Raw genomic sequence first — 19,217 nt, forward strand, 5'->3', positions numbered from 1 at the left:
GGGATCCGCGTCTCAGTCAAAACGGGGAATGATGTTGGCCTTGTCGATCAGATCGATCGGCAGCAGGTACTCGTGATCCTCAACAAGAACCACCACATCCTGTTCCTCCACCCCGCGGAGGAGCCCCTGGAAATTGCGTCGCCCATCGTAGGGAGAGCGCAACTTGATCTTCACCAGTTCGCCAGCGTGCGCCGCGAACTGCTCAAGAGTGAACAGCGGTCGATCCATGCCGGGCGAAGACACCTCGAGGGTGTACTCACTGGCGATGGGATCTTCCACGTCGAGAACACCACTGACCTGACGGCTGACTTTCTCGCAGTCGTCGACCTGGATGCCATTCTCATGATCGATGTATACCCGCAGCAGCGAATGCCGCCCTTGGGACAGGAACTCGACACCCCAGCATTGATAGCCAAGGGCCTCGACTACCGGGGCCAGCAAGGCCTGCAACTGTTCTAGCTTGCTCGACACCTGATTGCCCTCGCATGCTGTGCAAATAAAAAATGGGCGAAACGCCCATCCATTCGAACCAGTCGGCCAGAAGCCGTTGGTTAACTGTCCAGCTAGCAAAAAGCCCCTAAAAAGGGGCTCCGCTACTACTGGTTGCGGGGGTTGGATTTGAACCAACGACCTTCGGGTTATGAGCCCGACGAGCTACCAAGCTGCTCCACCCCGCGTCAAAGCTGGGGCGGAAGTATACGGCCTACGCGCCTTAACGGTCAACCGAACACTCCGCCAGCAAAAAAGCCCGCATGCAGCGGGCTTTCTTGCATTGTATGGTACCGAGGAGGGGACTCGAACCCCTACAGCCTATGGCCACTACCACCTCAAGGTAGCGTGTCTACCAATTCCACCACCTCGGCAAAACTTGCCTTTTTACTTCTGCTCTGGAGCCTGAGGTACATCACCTGCGCTTTCAGCAGGCTTTTGCTCTTCGAGCACCGGCACATCGTCAGCTGCCGGCTTTTGCTGCTGAACCTCGAGAACGGCCGGATCCGGCAGACCTACGTGACTCAGAGCTTCAGCCTTTTCTTTAGCGAAGAACGCTAAGCCCAGGCTGGTTATGAAAAAAACCGCGGCGAGTATACCAGTAACTCGACTCAGAAAGGTAGCAGAACCTTGACTACCGAAAACGGTACCCGAAGCTCCAGCACCGAACGAGGCGCCAGCATCCGCACCCTTACCTTGCTGCAGCAGCACCAGAGCAACGACACCAAGGGCGCCGAGCAGGTGAACCACGATAACGACAGTTTCCAGCATCTCGTCAGCTTCCTGCGGCGCGACAGATCGCACCGAACTCATCCGCATTCAGGGAGGCGCCACCAACAAGCCCCCCATCGATATCCGGCATGCCGAACAACTCGGCCGCACTGGCGGCCTTGACGCTGCCGCCATAAAGAATCCTTACACCGCGCGCCACCTCGGCATTTTCCGCCGCCAGTTGCGCCCGTATTGCAGCATGCACTTCTTGCGCTTGCTGCGGAGTTGCCGTGAGCCCTGTACCGATAGCCCAGACCGGCTCGTATGCGATCACCGCTTTCGCGAATGCTCCCACACCCAGCTCTTCGATCACGCTACCGAGCTGGCGCCCGACAACTTCAAGAGTCCTGCCCGCTTCACGCTGCTCTTGGGTCTCACCGACGCAGAGCACCGGAACAAGACCACAAGACTGAGCCGCAGCGAACTTGCGACTAACCACCTCGTCACGCTCACCAAGAATCAGGCGACGCTCGGAATGACCAACGAGAACCAGGGTGCAACCGGCATCAGCCAGCTGACTCGCAGCAACCTCACCCGTGAGCGCACCCTGAACGGGCTCGACTGCACAATTCTGCGCACCGACGGCAATCGACTTGCCATCCAGGCCTTGCATCACCTGATTGATGTACAGACAGGGCGGGAATACCGCGACCTCGACGCCAGCATTCAATGCCAACTGACGAAGCCCTTTGATCAGCTCTGCGACGCTGGCGCGGGTACCGTGCATTTTCCAGTTACCAGCTACCAGGGGGCGACGCATGCTTTACCTCGTCGATCAAAGTGGGCGCAGATGTTACCCAAGGTTTTTTGAAGTAGCAAGAGAAATCAAGCACATACCTCGGTTACGACTTTAACCAGCTCTTCCGCGTAGCCACGGACCTGGTTTTCATCATCACCCTCGACCATCACGCGGACCAGCGGCTCGGTACCGGACTTGCGCAGCAGCACACGCCCACGCCCCGCCATCTTCTCGGTGACACGAGCGCAGGCATCTTTCACCGCCGGGTGCTCGACCGGATCGATATCACCACCAGCGAAGCGCACGTTCAGCAGCACCTGCGGGCATTTGCGCATCCCCTGACGAGCCTCCGCCAGCGACTGACCACGACGCTGAAGCGCCAGCAGCACCTGAAGCGCGGCAATCAGGGCGTCCCCTGTCGTGGTGAAATGACTGCAGAGGATATGCCCCGAATTCTCGCCGCCCAGACTCCAGCCGCGCTCCTGCATGTCCGCGATGACATAGCGATCGCCGACCTTGGCCCGCGTGAAGGGCACACCCAGCTCACCCAAGGCCAGCTCGAGCCCGAGGTTGCTCATCAGGGTTCCAACCACACCGCCACCCTGGAGCTTGCCTCGCTCATGCAGGTCACGAGCGATGATGAACAACAGTTCGTCGCCATCCACAACGGCACCGGTATGGTCGACCATCAACACGCGGTCGCCGTCGCCATCGAAGGCAATGCCGATATCGGCATGCTGGGCCACCACTTCGGCCTGCAGCGACTCCATGTGCGTCGAGCCACATTTATCGTTGATGTTCAGACCGTTCGGCTGGGCAGCCAGTACCGAGACGTTGCCGCCGAGCTCGCGGAAGACGCTGGGAGCGACCTTGTAGGTAGCGCCATGCGCGCAGTCCACAACGATCTTGAGGCCGGCCAGGTCGGTGCTCATGGGCACCGTACTCTTGCAGAACTCGATGTAGCGGCCGGCAGCATCGTTGATACGCGAAACCTTGCCGAGACTGGCCGACTCGACCACCACCATGGGCTGGTCGAGCAGCTCTTCGATCATCAGCTCAACTTCGTCAGAGAGCTTCACACCCTGCCCGGAGAAGAACTTGATGCCGTTGTCGTTATGCGGGTTGTGCGAGGCGCTGATAACGATCCCCGCCTCGGCCAGAAAGGTACGGGTCAGGTAGGCGATAGCCGGAGTCGGCATCGGCCCCAGCAGCATGACGTCCGCACCGGCAGCGGAAAGACCGGCCTCCAGGGCCGATTCGAACATGTACCCGGAAATACGGGTGTCCTTGCCCACCAGGATGCGGCACTTACCTTGCTTGCGGAACGCCATGCCCGCCGCCCAGCCAAGCTTGAGCATGAAATCAGGGGTGATGGGGAACTGACCAACGTGGCCACGAATACCATCGGTGCCGAAATACTTTCTGCTCATGAATGCTCCGTGTTTCTTATTCCGCCGAATTTACCGCGGCGATCATACGTACGACATCGACAGTCTCGGCCACATCATGCACCCGCAGGATGCATGCACCCTTGGCCACCGCCAGGGCGGCCAGGGCCAGACTGCCGTAAAGCCGCTGGTCGACATCTCGACCCAGCGCCTGCCCAACCATGCTCTTGCGCGAAACGCCGACGAGCAGGGGGCGCCCAAGCCCCAGCAACTCTTCGAGGTGTTTGAACAGGCTCAGGTTGTGTTCAAAGGTTTTGGCGAAGCCGAAACCCGGGTCCAGCACGATGCGCTCAGCAGGGATGCCCACCGCCGCACAGGCCGCCATGCGCGCAGCAAGGAACTCACCAACCTCGCCGGTCACGTCACGATACTGAGGGTTCTGCTGCATGGTGCCCGGCTCGCCCAACATATGCATGAGGCAGACCGGCAGGCCGGTATCGGCCGCCGCATCCAGCGCTCCGTCACGCTGCAGCGAACGCACATCATTGATCAGGCCAGCGCCAAGCCGCGCGCCCTCGCGCATGACTGCCGGCGTGGAGGTATCCAGGGAAACCACCACATCCAACTCGCGAGCTATCGCTTCCACGACGGGCGCGACACGCTCCAGCTCCTCGGACGGCGATACCGCCCGCGCACCAGGCCGAGTCGACTCGCCACCCACATCAATGAGCGTAGCACCGGCCGCCACCATCTCGGCAGCGTGGCGTAGCGCCGCATCGCGCTGGCTGAACCGCCCGCCGTCGGAAAAGGAGTCAGGGGTGACATTGAGGATGCCCATCACGTGTGGGCGACCCAAATCAAGAACCCGGTTGCCGCAAGGCAACCGGGTCAGGTACTGCGTGGAGCTCATCTAGGAACCTTAGTGTTCGCCAGCAGGGCCGCCGATCGGGTTCTCCGGACGCGGCGCTTCCTCACGGGGAGCAGGCTTACCGGAGGAGGCACCCGGGCCACCCTCCCAATCCTTGGGCTCACGAGCCGGACGGCCTGCCATGATGTCGTCGATCTGCTCGGCATCGATGGTTTCGAACTTCATCAACGCCTCGGCCATCATGTCCAGCTTGTCGCGGTTCTCCACGAGAATCTGCTTCGCCGTGGCGTAGCAGTGGTCGATGATGCTGCGCACTTCCTGGTCGATCAGTTGCGCGGTCTGCGCCGACACACTGGAGTGCTGGCCACCCGCGCTACGGCCGAGGAAGACTTCACCCTCTTCTTCCGCATACATAAGCGGGCCGAGTTTCTCGGACAGGCCCCACTTGGTCACCATGTTCTTGGCGATCTGGGTGGCGCGCATGATGTCGTTGGAGGCACCCGTGGTCACACCGTCGAAGCCCAGGGTCATCTCCTCGGCGATACGACCGCCGAACAGCGAGCAGACCTGGCTGATCAGTGCACGCTTGGAGAGGCTGTAGCGATCCTCCTCCGGGAGGAACATGGTCACACCCAGGGCACGGCCGCGCGGGATGATGGAAACCTTGTAAACCGGGTCATGCTCGGGAACCACACGCCCGACGATGGCATGGCCAGCCTCGTGGTAAGCAGTGTTGAGCTTCTCTTTCTCGGACATGACCATGGATTTGCGCTCGGCGCCCATCATGATCTTGTCCTTGGCCAGCTCGAATTCCTTCATCTCGACGATGCGCTTGTTGACGCGCGCAGCGAAAAGCGAGGCCTCGTTGACTAGGTTAGCCAGGTCAGCGCCGGAGAAGCCGGGAGTACCACGAGCGATTACGCCGGCGTCGACGTCATCCCCCATCGGCACCTTGCGCATGTGCACTTTGAGAATCTGCTCGCGGCCACGGATGTCCGGCAGGCCAACCACCACCTGACGGTCGAAGCGGCCCGGGCGCAGCAGCGCCGGGTCCAGTACGTCCGGACGGTTGGTCGCGGCGATCACGATGATGCCGTCGTTCATCTCAAAGCCGTCCATCTCCACCAGCAACTGGTTGAGGGTCTGCTCGCGCTCGTCGTGACCGCCACCCAGGCCGGCACCACGATGACGGCCGACTGCGTCGATCTCGTCGATGAAGATGATGCAAGGAGCATGCTTCTTGGCCTGGTCGAACATGTCGCGGACACGGGACGCACCCACGCCGACGAACATCTCGACGAAGTCGGAACCGGAGATGGTGAAGAACGGCACCTTGGCTTCCCCCGCAATGGCCTTGGCCAGCAGGGTCTTACCGGTACCGGGCGGGCCGACCATCAGCACGCCGCGGGGGATACGGCCACCCAGGCGCTGGAACTTGCCCGGGTCACGCAGGAACTCGACCAGCTCGCCCACTTCTTCCTTGGCTTCGTCGCAGCCTGCGACGTCGGCCAGGGTGGTTTTCACCTGGTCTTCCGAGAGCAGGCGCGCCTTGCTCTTGCCGAAGCTCATGGGGCCGCCGCGGCCGCCTGAGCCGCCCTGCATCTGCCGCATGAAGAACATGAATACAGCAATGATCACCAGGATCGGGAAGCTGGCAACGAGCAACTGGGTCCAGATGCTCTGCTGCTCGGGCTGCTTGCCTTCGATGATCACGTTGTTGTCGATCAGGTCACCGATCAGCCCGCCATCCTGGATAGCCGGACGAATGGTCTTGAAGGAGTCGCCGTCATTCCGCTTACCGGTAATGACGAAGCCGTCGACCGTGACACGCTCGACCTTGCCTTCCTTCACCTGACCGATGAAGTCGGAATAGTTCAGCGTCTGCGGTTCGCTCGGGCTGGAGAAGTTGTTCATCACCGTGACCAGCACGGCGGCGATGATCAGCCACAGGATGAGATTCTTTGCCATATCGTTCAATTAGCTACCCTCTGGAGCAGATCCCGTCCTGGGACGCGCCCCGCATGACGGCTGGTTATCAACCGGCCTAACTTACTATACAACCCCCACCCCTGGCAGGCGCCGTCTGTAACCCTTTATGAAGCCATGGCGCTCGTCACACACCCGAGCCCGTGCATTAAGACCGAAAAACAGGCCGACCGTTGCAGTCTATTCCCCGCAAAAGCCGCGCGCGAGCACCTATTGCTCACTGGAGCGCCGACACGACAAAAGCCGCTTGCACGTCCACCCACTGCCAACTACCTCAACACCCGTAGGCGGACGTCGAGACAGATGCACCTCAAGCGCAGCGCCACGACCCTGCACCCGATATTGGGGCCATAACGAAAATCACAAGGCCCGCCGGAGACTTTCCCACCAAACCGAGGCTCCCGGGATAGCCACACCTTCAGTGGAAACGCTCCAAACCAGCAACATGCTCTTTCAGCCAACGCTGACTAGTCTTGGAGCGGGCCACAGGAGACTCGCATTCGGCTGTGCGCCCCGAAGTCACTCGGGTAAACTGGCAGCCTTTTTTCGCAGGGGTCTGATTATGGCGCTCTCTCAGGAGCACAAGAAGCAATACAAATCTATCGGCCACCACCTGAAACCGGTATTGATCGTGGCTGAAAATGGTTTGACCGAAGGCGTGCTCGCCGAGCTGGATCGCGCACTCAACGATCACGAGCTGATCAAGGTGCAGTTCCGCATCACTGAGCGTGACGATCGCCGCGCGCTGATCGAAGAACTCTGCAGCACTGGAAAATGCGAGCTGGTCCAGATCATCGGCAAGATGGCGCTGGTCTATCGCCGCAACCCCAAGCCGAACCGCAACCTCTCCAATATCAGCCGCTACAGCGGGCTCTGATAGCCCAGGCTGATGCCCGTGGCGCGCTCAGCGCGCCCGAGCTTTATCACCCGGCACCGGCTGGATGACCAGCAAGGCGCCGCAAAATGCCAGCACCAGGTAGTTGAACGCCAACCAGCGCATGGCGCCGGGCTGCACTTGGTTCACCAGCATGAACACCACCGACATCGCCAGAACGGCTATCAGCAGCTGCCCACGGGAGTCACGCTGCAGACTGCGCACACCTTCGATCTGGACCAGAACCACACCCTGAACCAGCACGCAGAAAGCGGTGAAGGCCACCAGCAACGGCGTCAGGCTGCGCGAGACCTCCTCCACCAGCAGTGGCGCAAGACCAACGCGTTCCAGAGTGGGGATCACGACGAAATGCAGAAGCCAGAGGCCGCCGACCCAGAACGTCTGGGCCAGCTGCCAACTGGCTGAAGCCGCGCGAAACCGCCGACGATCAGATATGACGGACCTCGACGATCTCGTACTCGATCAGGCCGCTCGGGGTTTTCACCACGACGATGTCGCCCTCTTCCTTACCTACCAACGCACGGGCGATGGGCGAGCCCACCGACAGCTTGCCTTGCTTGATGTCGGCCTCATCTTCACCAACGATCTGGTAGGTCACGGTCTCGTCGGTTTCCACGTTGGCGATATCCACCGTGGTGCCGAAGATCACCTTGCCGGTGTGGGCGATGGTGGTGACGTCGATGATCACCGAGTTCTGCAGGCGCCCCTCGATGTCACGGATACGCGCCTCGACCATGCCTTGCTGCTCGCGCGCGGCGTGGTACTCGGCGTTCTCCTTGAGGTCGCCCAGCTCGCGCGCCTCACCGATGGCCTGGCTCAGTTGCGGGCGCATGACCTTGGTCAGATGCGCCAGTTCCTCTTCCAGGGCGCGAGCGCCCTGGACAGTCATGGGGTACTTATTCATGCCTTGATCCCTGCATGCAGATCCTGCAGCCGGCGAACGGTCTTCTCGGGACCGAACTTGAGCGCTTCACAGACCGCCTGCCCCGCCGCGATGGTGGTGGTGCAGTAGATCTTGTGCTGCAGGGCGTTACGACGAATCGAGTAGGAGTCAGCAATCGACTGGCGCCCCTCGGTGGTGTTGATGATCAGGGTAACCTCATCGTTCTTGATCATGTCAACGACATGGGGACGACCCTCGGTCACCTTGTTGACGCGGCGCACCGGCAGGCCGGCAGCCTCGATCACCTTGGCGGTACCGGCGGTAGCGACCACTTCGAAGCCCAGCGCGACCAGGTCACGTGCCACCTGAACGGCTTCCGACTTGTCGTCTTCGCGGACGCTGATGAACGCGCAACCGGAGTTCGGCAGAATCTCGCTGGCACCCAGCTGCGCCTTGGCGAAGGCTTCGCCGAAGCTGTCGCCTACGCCCATCACTTCACCGGTGGACTTCATTTCCGGGCCGAGGATCGGGTCGACGCCCGGGAACTTGGCGAACGGGAAGACTGCTTCCTTGACGCTGAAGAACGGCGGAATGATTTCTTCTTGGTAGCCGGCCTCGGCCAGGCTCTTGCCCGCCATGACGCGTGCCGCCACCTTGGCCAGGGACTCGCCCACGCACTTGGAGACGAACGGCACGGTACGGGAAGCACGCGGGTTCACTTCGATCACGAAGATGTCTTCGCCCTGCACGGCCATCTGCACGTTCATCAGGCCGACGACACCGAGCTCCAAGGCCATTTTCTTGACCTGGTCACGGATCTCGTCCTGGATGTGCTTGGGCAGCGAGTACGGCGGCAGCGAGCAGGCGGAGTCACCGGAGTGCACGCCAGCCTGTTCGATGTGCTGCATGATCGCGCCGATCACGACGCTCTCGCCGTCGCTCACCGCATCCACGTCCACTTCGATGGCGCAGTTGAGGAAGCGATCCAGCAGCACCGGGCTGTCGTTGGAGACCTTCACCGCTTCACGCATGTAGCGCTTGAGCTCTTCTTCCTGGTAGACGATTTCCATCGCCCGGCCGCCCAGTACGTAGGACGGGCGCACCACCATCGGATAACCGATGTTCTTCGACAGGGCCAGGGCCTCGTCTTCGCTGCGGGCAGTGGCGTTGGCCGGCTGGCGCAGACCGAGACGCTGAACCATCTGCTGGAAGCGCTCGCGGTCCTCGGCACGGTCGATGGCCTCGGGGCTGGTACCGATGATCGGCACGCCAGCCTCTTCCAGGGCGCGGCAGATCTTCAGCGGAGTCTGGCCGCCGTACTGGACGATCACGCCCTTCGGCTGCTCGACACGGACGATTTCCAGCACGTCTTCCAAGGTGACCGGCTCGAAGTACAGGCGGTCGGAGGTGTCGTAGTCGGTGGAGACGGTTTCCGGGTTGCAGTTGACCATGATGGTCTCGTAACCGTCTTCACGCATGGCCAGTGCCGCGTGTACGCAGCAGTAGTCGAACTCGATGCCCTGGCCGATACGGTTGGGGCCACCGCCGAGGATCATGATCTTCTCGCGGCTCGACGGGTTGGCTTCGCACTCTTCCTCGTAGGTCGAGTACATGTAGGCGGTATCGGTGGCGAACTCGGCGGCGCAGGTGTCCACGCGCTTGTACACCGGCAGCACCTTGAGCTTGTGGCGATGGGCACGCAGGCTCTTCTCGGAAACACCGAGCAGCTTTGCCAGGCGCGCATCGGAGAAGCCCTTGCGCTTGAGCTTGAACATCAGGTCGCGGTCGATGGCGGACAGGCCGAGGGTCTGTACAGTCGCCTCATCCTTGATCAGGTCCTCGATCTGCACCAGGAACCACTCGTCGATACGGGTCAGCTCGAACACTTCGGCGATGGTCTTGCCAGCGCGGAAGGCGTCGGCCACGTACCAGATACGGTCAGCGCTGGGCACGGTCAGTTCGCGACGCAGGGTGCTTTCGGCTTCCGGGTCGTTCAGGTCCAGCTTCGGATCGAAACCGGCAACGCCGACTTCCAGGCCGCGCAGGGCTTTCTGCATGGACTCCTGGAAGGTACGGCCGATGGCCATGACTTCACCGACGGACTTCATCTGGGTGGTCAGGCGGGCGTCGGCCTTGGGGAATTTCTCGAAGGCGAAGCGCGGCACCTTGGTGACCACGTAGTCGATGGCCGGCTCGAAGGACGCCGGGGTACGGCCGCCGGTGATGTCGTTGGACAGCTCGTCCAGGGTGTAGCCAACAGCCAGCTTGGCGGCGATCTTGGCGATCGGGAAGCCGGTGGCCTTGGAGGCCAGTGCCGACGAACGCGATACGCGCGGGTTCATCTCGATCACGACCATGCGGCCGGTGTTCGGGCAGATGCCGAACTGGACGTTGGAACCGCCGGTCTCGACGCCGATCTCGCGCAGTACGGCCAGGGAGGCGTTGCGCAGGATCTGGTATTCCTTGTCGGTCAGGGTCTGGGCCGGGGCCACGGTGATGGAGTCACCGGTGTGCACGCCCATCGGGTCGAAGTTCTCGATGGAGCAAACGATGATGCAGTTGTCCTTCTTGTCGCGGACCACCTCCATCTCGTACTCCTTCCAGCCGATCAGCGATTCGTCGATCAGCAATTCGCTGGTCGGCGACAGATCCAGGCCGCGGGCGCAGATTTCCTCGAATTCTTCACGGTTGTAGGCGATGCCGCCGCCGGTGCCGCCCATGGTGAAGGACGGACGGATGATGCAGGGGAAGCCCACCTTCTCCAGCACGCCGTAGGCTTCTTCCATGTTGTGGGCAATGCCGGAAACCGGACAGGCCAGGCCGATGTCCTTCATCGCCTTGTCGAAGCGCGAGCGGTCTTCGGCCTTGTCGATGGTGTCGGCGTTGGCACCGATCATCTCGACGCCGAACTTCTCCAGCACGCCGTGCTTTTCCAGGTCCAGCGCGCAGTTCAGCGCGGTCTGGCCGCCCATGGTCGGCAGCAGTGCGTCGGGGCGCTCCTTCTCGATGATCTTGGCCACGGTGGCCCACTTGATCGGCTCGATGTAGGTGGCGTCGGCCATGGCCGGGTCGGTCATGATGGTGGCCGGGTTGGAGTTCACCAGGATGACGCGGTAACCCTCTTCCTTCAGGGCCTTGCAGGCCTGAGCGCCGGAGTAGTCGAACTCGCAGGCCTGGCCGATGACGATCGGGCCGGCGCCGAGGATCAGGATGCTTTTGATATCTGTACGTTTAGGCATTTTTACTCACTCGAATCCTTGGGTCAGTCGGCAGGCTTAGCGGCGCTTGGCCATGGCTTCGATGAAGCGGTCGAACAGCGGGGCCACATCGTGGGGGCCGGGGCTCGCCTCCGGATGTCCCTGGAAGCTGAAGGCTTCCTTGTCGGTACGCTCGATGCCCTGCAGGGTGCCGTCGAACAGCGACTTGTGGATGGGGCGGACATTGGCCGGCAGGCTGGTCTCGTCCACGGCGAAACCGTGGTTCTGGCTGGTGATCATGACCACGCCACTGTCCAGGTCCTGGACGGGGTGGTTGGCACCATGGTGGCCGTGGCCCATCTTCAGGGTCTTGGCGCCGGACGCCAGGGCCAGCAACTGGTGGCCGAGGCAGATGCCGAAGACCGGAATCTCGGTCTCGAGGATTTCCTTGATCGCCGCAATGGCGTAGTCGCAGGGCTCGGGGTCACCAGGGCCGTTGGACAGGAACACGCCATCGGGATTCAGTGCCAGCACTTCGCTGGCCGGGGTCTGCGCGGGGACCACGGTCAGGCGGCAGCCACGGTCGACCAGCATGCGCAGGATGTTCAGCTTCACGCCGTAGTCGAACGCCACCACGTGGTAGGGCAGTTCGCTGGCGGGGATTTCCGGGTGGCTGTCGGTTTTCAGGTCCCAGATGCCGGAGCGCCACTCATAGCGTTCGGTGCAGCTGACCACCTTGGCCAGGTCCATGCCCTTCAGGCCAGGGAAGCTGCGCGCAAGCTCCAGCGCCTTCTCCGCAGTGGCGCCTTCACCGGTGAGGATGCAGCCGTTCTGCGAACCTTTCTCGCGCAGGATGCGGGTCAGGCGGCGGGTATCGATATCGGCGATGGCGACGGTGCCATTGGCTTCCAGATAGTCGGGCAGCGATTGCTTGTTACGCCAGTTGCTGGCCAGCAGCGGCAGATCACGGATGATCAGGCCGGCAGCCCAGACGCGATCGGACTCGGCATCTTCCGGCGTGGTGCCGGTGTTGCCGATATGGGGATAGGTCAGGGTAACGATTTGCTGGGCATAGGAAGGATCGGTGAGGATTTCCTGGTAGCCGGTCATGGCGGTGTTGAACACCACCTCTCCGATGGTCTGGCCGTCGGCCCCGATGGATTCACCGAGGAAAATGCTGCCGTCGGCAAGCGCGAGTATGGCTGGCTTAGTCAAGAAGACCTCCCGTAGATCAAGGCTGAAGCAAACGCAGGTTGTAAAAAAGCGGGATGACGTTTTGAACCGTCACCCCGCTTTTTTATCTGAGCCATTCTGCGTAACTTTTAGTGGACACACTAAAGCTGCAGCTTACAGGAAAGGCCTTTTACGGTCCACCGTGGAGTAGGACCTTTCGGCAGTCTCAGCGCAGGCCGAGCACATCCTGCATATCGTAGAGGCCCGCTTCCCGCCCTTCCAGCCAAGCGGCCGCACGAACCGCGCCACGGGCGAAGGTCATGCGGCTCGAGGCCTTGTGGGTGATCTCCACGCGCTCGCCATCGGCGGCGAACAGCACGGTGTGATCACCGACCACATCGCCGGCGCGCACGGTGGCGAAACCGATGGTTTCGCGCGGGCGGGCACCGGTCTGGCCTTCGCGACCGTAAACGGCCACTTTTTCCAGATCACGACCCAATGCACTGGCGACGACCTCACCCATGCGCAGCGCGGTGCCGGACGGCGCATCCACCTTGTGGCGGTGGTGGGCTTCGATGATCTCGATATCCATATCGTCACCCAGAACCCGGGCAGCCGTATCGAGCAGCTTCAGACAGAGGTTCACGCCCACGCTGTAGTTGGCGGCGAAGACGATGGGGATCTCCTTCGCCGCGACACTCAGCAGCTCCTTTTCCTGAGCACTGAAACCGGTGGTGCCGATGACCATGGCCTTGCCCGCCTTGCGGCAGACTTCCAGGTTCTTCAGGGTCACGGTCGGGTGGGTGAAGTCGATCAGCACGTCGAACTCGTCGATCACCTTGGCCAGGTCGCCCGACAGCGGCACACCGATACGGCCCAGGCCGGCCAGCTCGCCGGCATCGGCACCCACCAGGGTGCTGTCCGGGCGATCGATCGCCGCGGTCAGGCCAGCGCTACCGCCGGTCTGCTGCACCGCCTCGATCAGGATCTTGCCCATGCGCCCGGCGGCGCCCATCACTGCAATACGTCGCATAACCAAAGCTCCAAGCTGCAAGCCCCGAGCCGCAGGCGCTGCTCCTGGAGCCTGCGCCTGCAGTTGGGGCCGGGGTATCAAAGATCGCCGAAGAAGCGCTTCATGCCTTCGAACCAGCTGCTGGCCTTGGGCGAGTGGGAGCCGTCGTTCTGCAGGCTCTTGCGGAACTCTTCGAGGAGCTCGCGCTGGCGCTTATCGAGGTTCACCGGCGTTTCGACCACCACGCGACACATCAGGTCGCCCGCACCACCACCGCGCACCGGGGCCACGCCCTTGCCGCGCAGGCGGAACAGTTTGCCGGTCTGGGTCGCCTCGGGGATCTTCAGCTTCACACGACCGTCGAGGGTCGGCACTTCCAGCTCACCACCCAGGGCGGCGTCGGCGAAGCTGATCGGCACTTCGCAATAGAGGTGCTTGCCGTCGCGCTGGAAGATCGGGTGCTCGCGCACATTGACCACGACATAGAGATCACCAGCCGGACCGCCCATTGCGCCCGCCTCGCCTTCGCCCGAAAGACGGATGCGATCGCCGGTATCGACGCCAGCCGGCACTTTCACCGACAGGGTCTTGTGCTCTTCCACACGCCCCTGGCCGTGGCAGCTGCCACAGGGGTCGGAAATCATCTTGCCGGTGCCATGGCAACGCGGGCAGGTCTGCTGCACCGAGAAGAAGCCCTGCTGCATCCGCACCTGGCCGATGCCGCCACAGGTGGTACAGGTCACCGGACTGGTGCCCTTCTTGGCGCCGGAGCCTTCACAGGTCTTGCAGTTGACCAGGGTCGGCACGCGAATGGTGACGGTGGTACCGCGAACCGCTTCTTCCAGGTCCAGCTCCAGGGTGTAGCGCAGGTCGCTGCCACGCTGGGCACCGCCACGCTGACCACCGCGCTGGCCGCCGAAGAAGTCGCTGAACACGTCGCCAAAGATGTCGGAGAAGCTGGCGCCGCCGAAGCCTGCGCCACCACCTGCCCCCATCTGCGGATCGACACCGGCGTGGCCGTACTGGTCGTACGCGGCACGCTTGCTGGCGTCGGAGAGCACTTCGTAGGCCTCGTTGGCCTCCTTGAATTTCTCTTCAGCCGCCTTGTCGTCCGGATTGCGGTCCGGGTGGTATTTCATGGCCAGACGACGATAAGCCTTCTTCAGCTCAGCCTCGCTGGCGCCCCGCTCGACACCGAGGATTTCGTAAAAGTCACGTTTAGCCATTGGTTCTCACACTCTTCAAATTTTGCGCCCTCCAGACACGCCGACGCGGGAGCAAGCTCCCGCGCGGCGCATCAACCTGCGGGGCCAGGCCCCGCAGGCAGGAGAGCAAGCAAGCCTGATGCTTACTTGTTGTCCTTGACCTCTTCGAACTCGGCGTCGACGGCATCGTCGGATGCCTTGTCGTCGCCGGCCGGAGCACCTTCGCCAGCCTGGGGCTGTTCGGCGTACATCTTCTGCGCCAGCGGAGTGGAAGCCTGGGACAGGGCGTTCATCTTGGCTTCGATCTCGGCCTTGTCGTCGCCCTTGACGGCAACTTCCAGCTCACCCAGCGCCTTCTCGATAGCAGCTTTCTCGTCGGCAGTGGCCTTGTCGCCAGCCTCGGTGACCATCTTGCGGGTCGCATGGACCAACGCATCACCCTGGTTACGGGCGGCGGCCAGCTCCTCGAACTTGCGATCCTCCTCGGCATTGGCCTCGGCGTCACGCACCATCTGCTGGATTTCGTCCTCGGACAGGCCGGAGTTGGCCTTGATCACGATGGACTGCTGCTTGCCGGTGGCCTTGTCCTTGGCGGACACGTGCAGGATGCCGTTGGCGTCGATGTCGAAGGTCACCTCGACCTGCGGCACACCACGGGGAGCCGGCGGAATCTCGGCCAGGTCGAACTTGCCCAGGGACTTGTTCTGCGCGGCCTGCTTGCGCTCGCCCTGCAGCACGTGAATGGTCACGGCGGATTGGTTGTCGTCGGCGGTCGAGAACACCTGCGACTTCTTGGTCGGGATGGTGGTGTTCTTCTCGATCAGCGCGGTCATCACGCCACCCAGGGTTTCAATACCCAGGGTCAGCGGGGAAACGTCGAGCAGCAGCACGTCCTTCACGTCACCGGACAGTACGGCGCCCTGGATGGCAGCACCGATGGCCACGGCTTCGTCCGGGTTGACGTCCTTGCGTGCTTCCTTGCCGAAGAAATCGGCAACCTGCTTCTGCACCAGCGGCATGCGGGTCTGGCCGCCGACCAGGATCACTTCGTGGATATCACCCACATCCAGGCCAGCATCCTTCAGCGCGATACGGCACGGCTCGATGGTACGAGCGACCAGGTCTTCGACCAGGGCTTCCAGCTTGGCGCGGGAAATCTTCACGTTCAGGTGCTTCGGACCGGTCTGGTCTGCAGTGATGTACGGCAGGTTGACGTCGGTCTGCTGGCTGGAGGACAGCTCGATCTTGGCCTTCTCGGCAGCCTCTTTCAGGCGCTGCATGGCCAGGGGATCGCCCTTCAGGTCCATGCCGGACTCTTTCTTGAACTCGTCGACGAGGTAGTCGATCAGGCGGATGTCGAAGTCCTCACCACCCAGGAAGGTGTCGCCGTTGGTGGCCAGAACCTCGAACTGGTGCTCGCCATCGACTTCGGCGATCTCGATCACCGACACGTCGAAGGTACCGCCGCCCAGGTCATAGACGATCACGGTGTGGTCGCCCTTGGCCTTGTCCATGCCATAGGCCAGCGCAGCCGCAGTCGGTTCGTTGATGATGCGTTTGACGTCCAGACCGGCGATACGACCGGCATCCTTGGTAGCCTGGCGCTGGCTGTCGTTGAAGTAGGCCGGAACGGTGATCACCGCTTCGGTCACGGTCTCGCCGAGGTAGTCTTCGGCGGTCTTCTTCATCTTCTTCAGCACTTCCGCGGAAATTTGCGGCGGCGCCATCTTCTGGCCCTTCACTTCGACCCAGGCGTCACCGTTGTCGGCCTTGGCGATCTTGTAGGGAACCATCTTGATGTCTTTCTGCACGACGTCTTCTTCGAAGCGACGACCGATCAGGCGCTTCACGGCGTACAGGGTGTTGTGCGGGTTGGTTACCGCCTGGCGCTTGGCGGACTGACCGACAAGGATCTCGCCATCGTTGGTGTAAGCGATGATCGACGGGGTGGTACGAGTGCCTTCGGCGTTCTCGATCACCTTGACGTTACCGTTCTCCAGGATAGCCACGCAGGAGTTGGTGGTCCCCAGGTCGATACCGATGATTTTGCCCATATTCTCTCTCCCGAAACTTTGGATTTGCCGAGGCCCCGTTTCACTGGCCGCGGCAGCATAAAAACGCTTGAACTAACAAATGGGGGCCGGAGGCCGGATTTCAAGCCTGCTCGTCGATGGACGGCGGCGCTTCACTCGGGGCCTTGCTGACCACCACCATGGCGGGGCGCAGCAGGCGACCGTTCAGCAGGTAGCCCTTCTGGAACACCTTCAGCACGCTGCCGGGCTCCACGTGGGTGCTTTCCTGCATTGCCATGGCCTGGTGGTGCTCCGGGTTGAACGGCGCACCGTGCGGGTCGACCGCTTCCAGCTGGTAGCGCTTGAGGGTGTCGTGGAACAGCTTGAGCGTCAGTTCCATGCCCTCACGCACCGGCTTGATCGACTCGTCATCGGCCGCGGTCAGCTCCAGACCACGCTCGAGGCTGTCCACCACCGGCAGCAGGTCATTGGCGAATTTTTCCAGCGCGAACTTGTGCGCCTTTTCCACATCCTGCTCGGCACGGCGGCGGATGTTCTGCAATTCGGCGGCAACGCGCAGGGACTGATCCTGGGCGGCAGCCAGTTGCTCTTCCAGCGTCTGCACACGAACCGCCAGATCGTCGCCAGCGGCGCCTTCGGCAGCAGCGTTCGCTTCAGGGTTCTGATTATCCAGGGTCTGTTCGTCAGCCATGCGTTCCTCCTTTCAAAAACGGGCCGGGGCATAACCCGGCGATCTGTCCGCCTATATGGGGTCGCAATTTGTCGGTTCAAGGGGGAGGGGTGATTGTCAGGCGGAAAACAAACACTGTATAAATACCCAGCCATCGCCCTGGGAGTGCCGCCATGCTGGTCCACCTTTCCGTTCACAACTACGCCATCGTCGAACACCTCGATCTCGAACTCGCCGGCGGCATGTCGGTGATCACCGGCGAGACCGGTGCAGGCAAGTCGATCATGCTCGACGCACTCGGCCTGACCCTGGGCGACCGCGCCGACAGCGGCGTAGTGCGCCCCGGCGCGGACAAGGCCGACATCCTCGCCAGCTTCGACCTCCACGACATCCCCGAGGCCCGCACCTGGCTCGCCGAGCGCGACCTGGACAACGACGGCCCCTGCATCCTGCGCCGGGTCATCACCGCCGAAGGCCGCTCGCGCGCCTATATAAATGGCACCCCCTGCCCCCAGGGCGACCTCAAGACCCTGGGCGAGCTGCTGATCGACATCCACAGCCAGCACGAGCACCAGTCCCTGCTCAAGCTCGACACCCACCGCCGCCTGCTCGACGAATTCGCCAGCGCCAGCGAACTGGCCCGCCAGGTCCAGCTCGCCGCGCAGCGCTGGAAGCAGACCCGCCAGGAGCTGGAGCGCCTGTCCCACAGCGGCGAAGAACAGCGTGCCCGCCACCAGTTGCTCAGCTATCAGTTGGAAGAGCTGGAGAACCTGGCCCTCGGCGAATCCGAACTCGACCAGCTGGAGCAGGAGCACAAGAACCTCTCCAACGCCGAAAGCCTGCTCGCCGGCTGCCGCCAGGTGCTGGACATGTGCAGCGAAAGCGACGCCGGCAACGTGCTCAGCGCACTCACCTCCAGCCTCAACCGCCTCACCGCCTTCAACACCCAGCAGGGTGCCATCGCCGAAGCCGTCAACTTGCTGGCCAGCGCCCAGATCCAGGTGGAGGAAGCGGTTGGCGAGATCAATCGCTTCATCGACCACTTCGATGCCGACCCTCAGCGCCAGCAGCAACTGGAAGAGCGCCTCGACAGCATCTATACGCTGGCACGCAAGCACCGCGTACACCCGAGCGAGCTGGCCAACCTGCAGCAATCCCTGCTGGAAGAGATCGAAGCACTGAATGCGGACGACGAAGCCGTCGAGCGCCTGACCGAAGAACTCGAGTCCTACACCCGTCACTACCAGACCAAGGCGGCGGAACTGAGCAAACTGCGCGGCAAATCCGCCGGCAAGCTGGCCAAGGCCGTGGAGGTGGAAATGCAGCGTCTGGGCATGCCCGGCGGGCGCTTCACCATCGAACTGCACCCGCTGCAGGCTCAGGATCCTCAGGCCAACGGCATGGAGCAGGTGGAATTCCTGGTCAGTGCCAACCCCGGCCAACCCCTTAAGGCGCTGGCGAAGGTCGCCTCGGGTGGCGAACTCTCACGCATCAGCCTGGCCATCCAGGTGATCACCGCCCAGACCTCCCGCGTACCGACCCTGGTCTTCGACGAAGTGGACGTGGGCATCGGCGGCCCCACCGCCGAAGTGGTCGGGCAACTGCTGCGCCGCCTCGGCGAGCGCGGCCAGGTGCTCACCGTCACCCACTTGCCGCAGGTAGCAGCACAGGGTCACAACCATCTGTTCGTGCACAAGCTGCGCGGCAGCAAGGAAACCCGCACCGCCGTCTCTAACCTCACCGAAGCCGCGCGTATCGAGGAGATCGCGCGCATGCTTGGCGGACTCGACCTCACCGACGAATCCATCGCCCACGCCAGGAAAATGGTCACCAGCGCCCAGGACTGACTTCCCAATGCGCGAAAACGAAGAAGGCGACCCGAGGGTCGCCTTCTTTCGTTTCTGGCTG

16 protein-coding genes and 2 tRNA genes are annotated in these 19,217 nt (G+C 62.3%); 2 read left to right on the forward strand and 16 right to left on the reverse strand.

Features of this window, described 5'->3' with window-relative positions; all coding sequences use genetic code 11:
* Positions 1–12 precede the first annotated feature (12 nt).
* From rimP to ftsH, 8 genes are all read right to left on the reverse strand, one after another.
* On the reverse strand, positions 13–471 hold the full coding sequence (gene rimP / locus PI990_RS27570) for a ribosome maturation factor RimP (RefSeq protein WP_021217901.1): 459 nt from the start codon (positions 469–471) through the stop codon (positions 13–15).
* 129 nt (positions 472–600) lie between these two features.
* A tRNA-Met gene (locus tag PI990_RS27575) sits at positions 601–677 on the reverse strand.
* Positions 678–777: 100 nt separating this feature from the next.
* Positions 778–863: transfer RNA gene (locus tag PI990_RS27580), tRNA-Leu, on the reverse strand.
* A 13-nt stretch (positions 864–876) separates the two neighbouring features.
* On the reverse strand, positions 877–1,260 hold the full coding sequence (gene secG / locus PI990_RS27585; RefSeq protein WP_021222238.1) for a preprotein translocase subunit SecG: 384 nt from the start codon (positions 1,258–1,260) through the stop codon (positions 877–879).
* Between the two features lie 4 nt (positions 1,261–1,264).
* Positions 1,265–2,020, reverse strand: coding sequence for a triose-phosphate isomerase (tpiA, locus tag PI990_RS27590; RefSeq protein WP_184491055.1), 756 nt, complete (start codon positions 2,018–2,020; stop codon positions 1,265–1,267).
* 65 nt (positions 2,021–2,085) lie between these two features.
* Positions 2,086–3,429 (reverse strand): phosphoglucosamine mutase, encoded by a 1,344-nt coding sequence (glmM, locus tag PI990_RS27595; protein WP_271659079.1) that lies wholly within the window; start codon positions 3,427–3,429, stop codon positions 2,086–2,088.
* 16 nt (positions 3,430–3,445) lie between these two features.
* On the reverse strand, positions 3,446–4,297 hold the full coding sequence (gene folP, locus PI990_RS27600; RefSeq protein WP_271659080.1) for a dihydropteroate synthase: 852 nt from the start codon (positions 4,295–4,297) through the stop codon (positions 3,446–3,448).
* Positions 4,298–4,306: 9 nt separating this feature from the next.
* Positions 4,307–6,223 (reverse strand): ATP-dependent zinc metalloprotease FtsH, encoded by a 1,917-nt coding sequence (gene ftsH, locus PI990_RS27605; RefSeq protein WP_021222234.1) that lies wholly within the window; start codon positions 6,221–6,223, stop codon positions 4,307–4,309.
* A gap of 580 nt (positions 6,224–6,803) precedes the next feature.
* On the opposite strand from ftsH, the gene PI990_RS27610 reads away from it, so the two are divergent.
* Positions 6,804–7,118 (forward strand): YhbY family RNA-binding protein, encoded by a 315-nt coding sequence (locus PI990_RS27610; RefSeq protein WP_021222233.1) that lies wholly within the window; start codon positions 6,804–6,806, stop codon positions 7,116–7,118.
* A gap of 27 nt (positions 7,119–7,145) precedes the next feature.
* On the opposite strand, the gene PI990_RS27615 is transcribed toward PI990_RS27610, so the two are convergent.
* The 8 genes from PI990_RS27615 to grpE form a co-directional block, all read right to left on the reverse strand.
* Positions 7,146–7,571 carry a hypothetical protein gene (locus PI990_RS27615; RefSeq protein WP_043245232.1) on the reverse strand — a complete coding sequence of 142 codons (426 nt, stop codon included), beginning with the start codon at positions 7,569–7,571 and terminating at the stop codon, positions 7,146–7,148.
* On the reverse strand, positions 7,564–8,040 hold the full coding sequence (greA, locus tag PI990_RS27620) for a transcription elongation factor GreA (protein WP_031288836.1): 477 nt from the start codon (positions 8,038–8,040) through the stop codon (positions 7,564–7,566). Before greA ends, PI990_RS27615 begins: the two co-directional genes overlap by 8 nt.
* Complete coding sequence (gene carB, locus PI990_RS27625; RefSeq protein WP_271659081.1) at positions 8,037–11,258, reverse strand: carbamoyl-phosphate synthase large subunit; 3,222 nt, start codon at positions 11,256–11,258, stop codon at positions 8,037–8,039. The genes greA and carB overlap by 4 nt, the downstream gene beginning before the upstream one ends.
* A 36-nt stretch (positions 11,259–11,294) precedes the next feature.
* Complete coding sequence (gene carA, locus PI990_RS27630; protein WP_271659082.1) at positions 11,295–12,431, reverse strand: glutamine-hydrolyzing carbamoyl-phosphate synthase small subunit; 1,137 nt, start codon at positions 12,429–12,431, stop codon at positions 11,295–11,297.
* Positions 12,432–12,615: 184 nt separating this feature from the next.
* Positions 12,616–13,422 (reverse strand): 4-hydroxy-tetrahydrodipicolinate reductase, encoded by an 807-nt coding sequence (gene dapB, locus PI990_RS27635; RefSeq protein WP_271659083.1) that lies wholly within the window; start codon positions 13,420–13,422, stop codon positions 12,616–12,618.
* 77 nt (positions 13,423–13,499) lie between these two features.
* The gene (gene dnaJ, locus PI990_RS27640; RefSeq protein WP_021222329.1) at positions 13,500–14,627 is read right to left on the reverse strand and encodes a molecular chaperone DnaJ; all 1,128 of its coding nucleotides are present in this window, start codon (positions 14,625–14,627) and stop codon (positions 13,500–13,502) included.
* Positions 14,628–14,749: 122 nt separating this feature from the next.
* A complete protein-coding gene (gene dnaK, locus PI990_RS27645; protein ID WP_021222330.1) occupies positions 14,750–16,660 on the reverse strand; it encodes a molecular chaperone DnaK in 1,911 nt (636 codons plus the stop codon).
* 100 nt (positions 16,661–16,760) lie between these two features.
* A complete protein-coding gene (gene grpE / locus PI990_RS27650) occupies positions 16,761–17,330 on the reverse strand; it encodes a nucleotide exchange factor GrpE (protein WP_021222331.1) in 570 nt (189 codons plus the stop codon).
* Between the two features lie 152 nt (positions 17,331–17,482).
* On the opposite strand from grpE, the gene recN reads away from it, so the two are divergent.
* Positions 17,483–19,156, forward strand: coding sequence for a DNA repair protein RecN (recN, locus tag PI990_RS27655; protein ID WP_271659084.1), 1,674 nt, complete (start codon positions 17,483–17,485; stop codon positions 19,154–19,156).
* The last annotated feature ends 61 nt before the right edge of the window (positions 19,157–19,217 follow it).

It is taken from the genome of Pseudomonas sp. TUM22785, assembly GCF_028198105.1.
Taxonomy (GTDB): Bacteria; Pseudomonadota; Gammaproteobacteria; order Pseudomonadales; family Pseudomonadaceae; genus Metapseudomonas; species Metapseudomonas solani.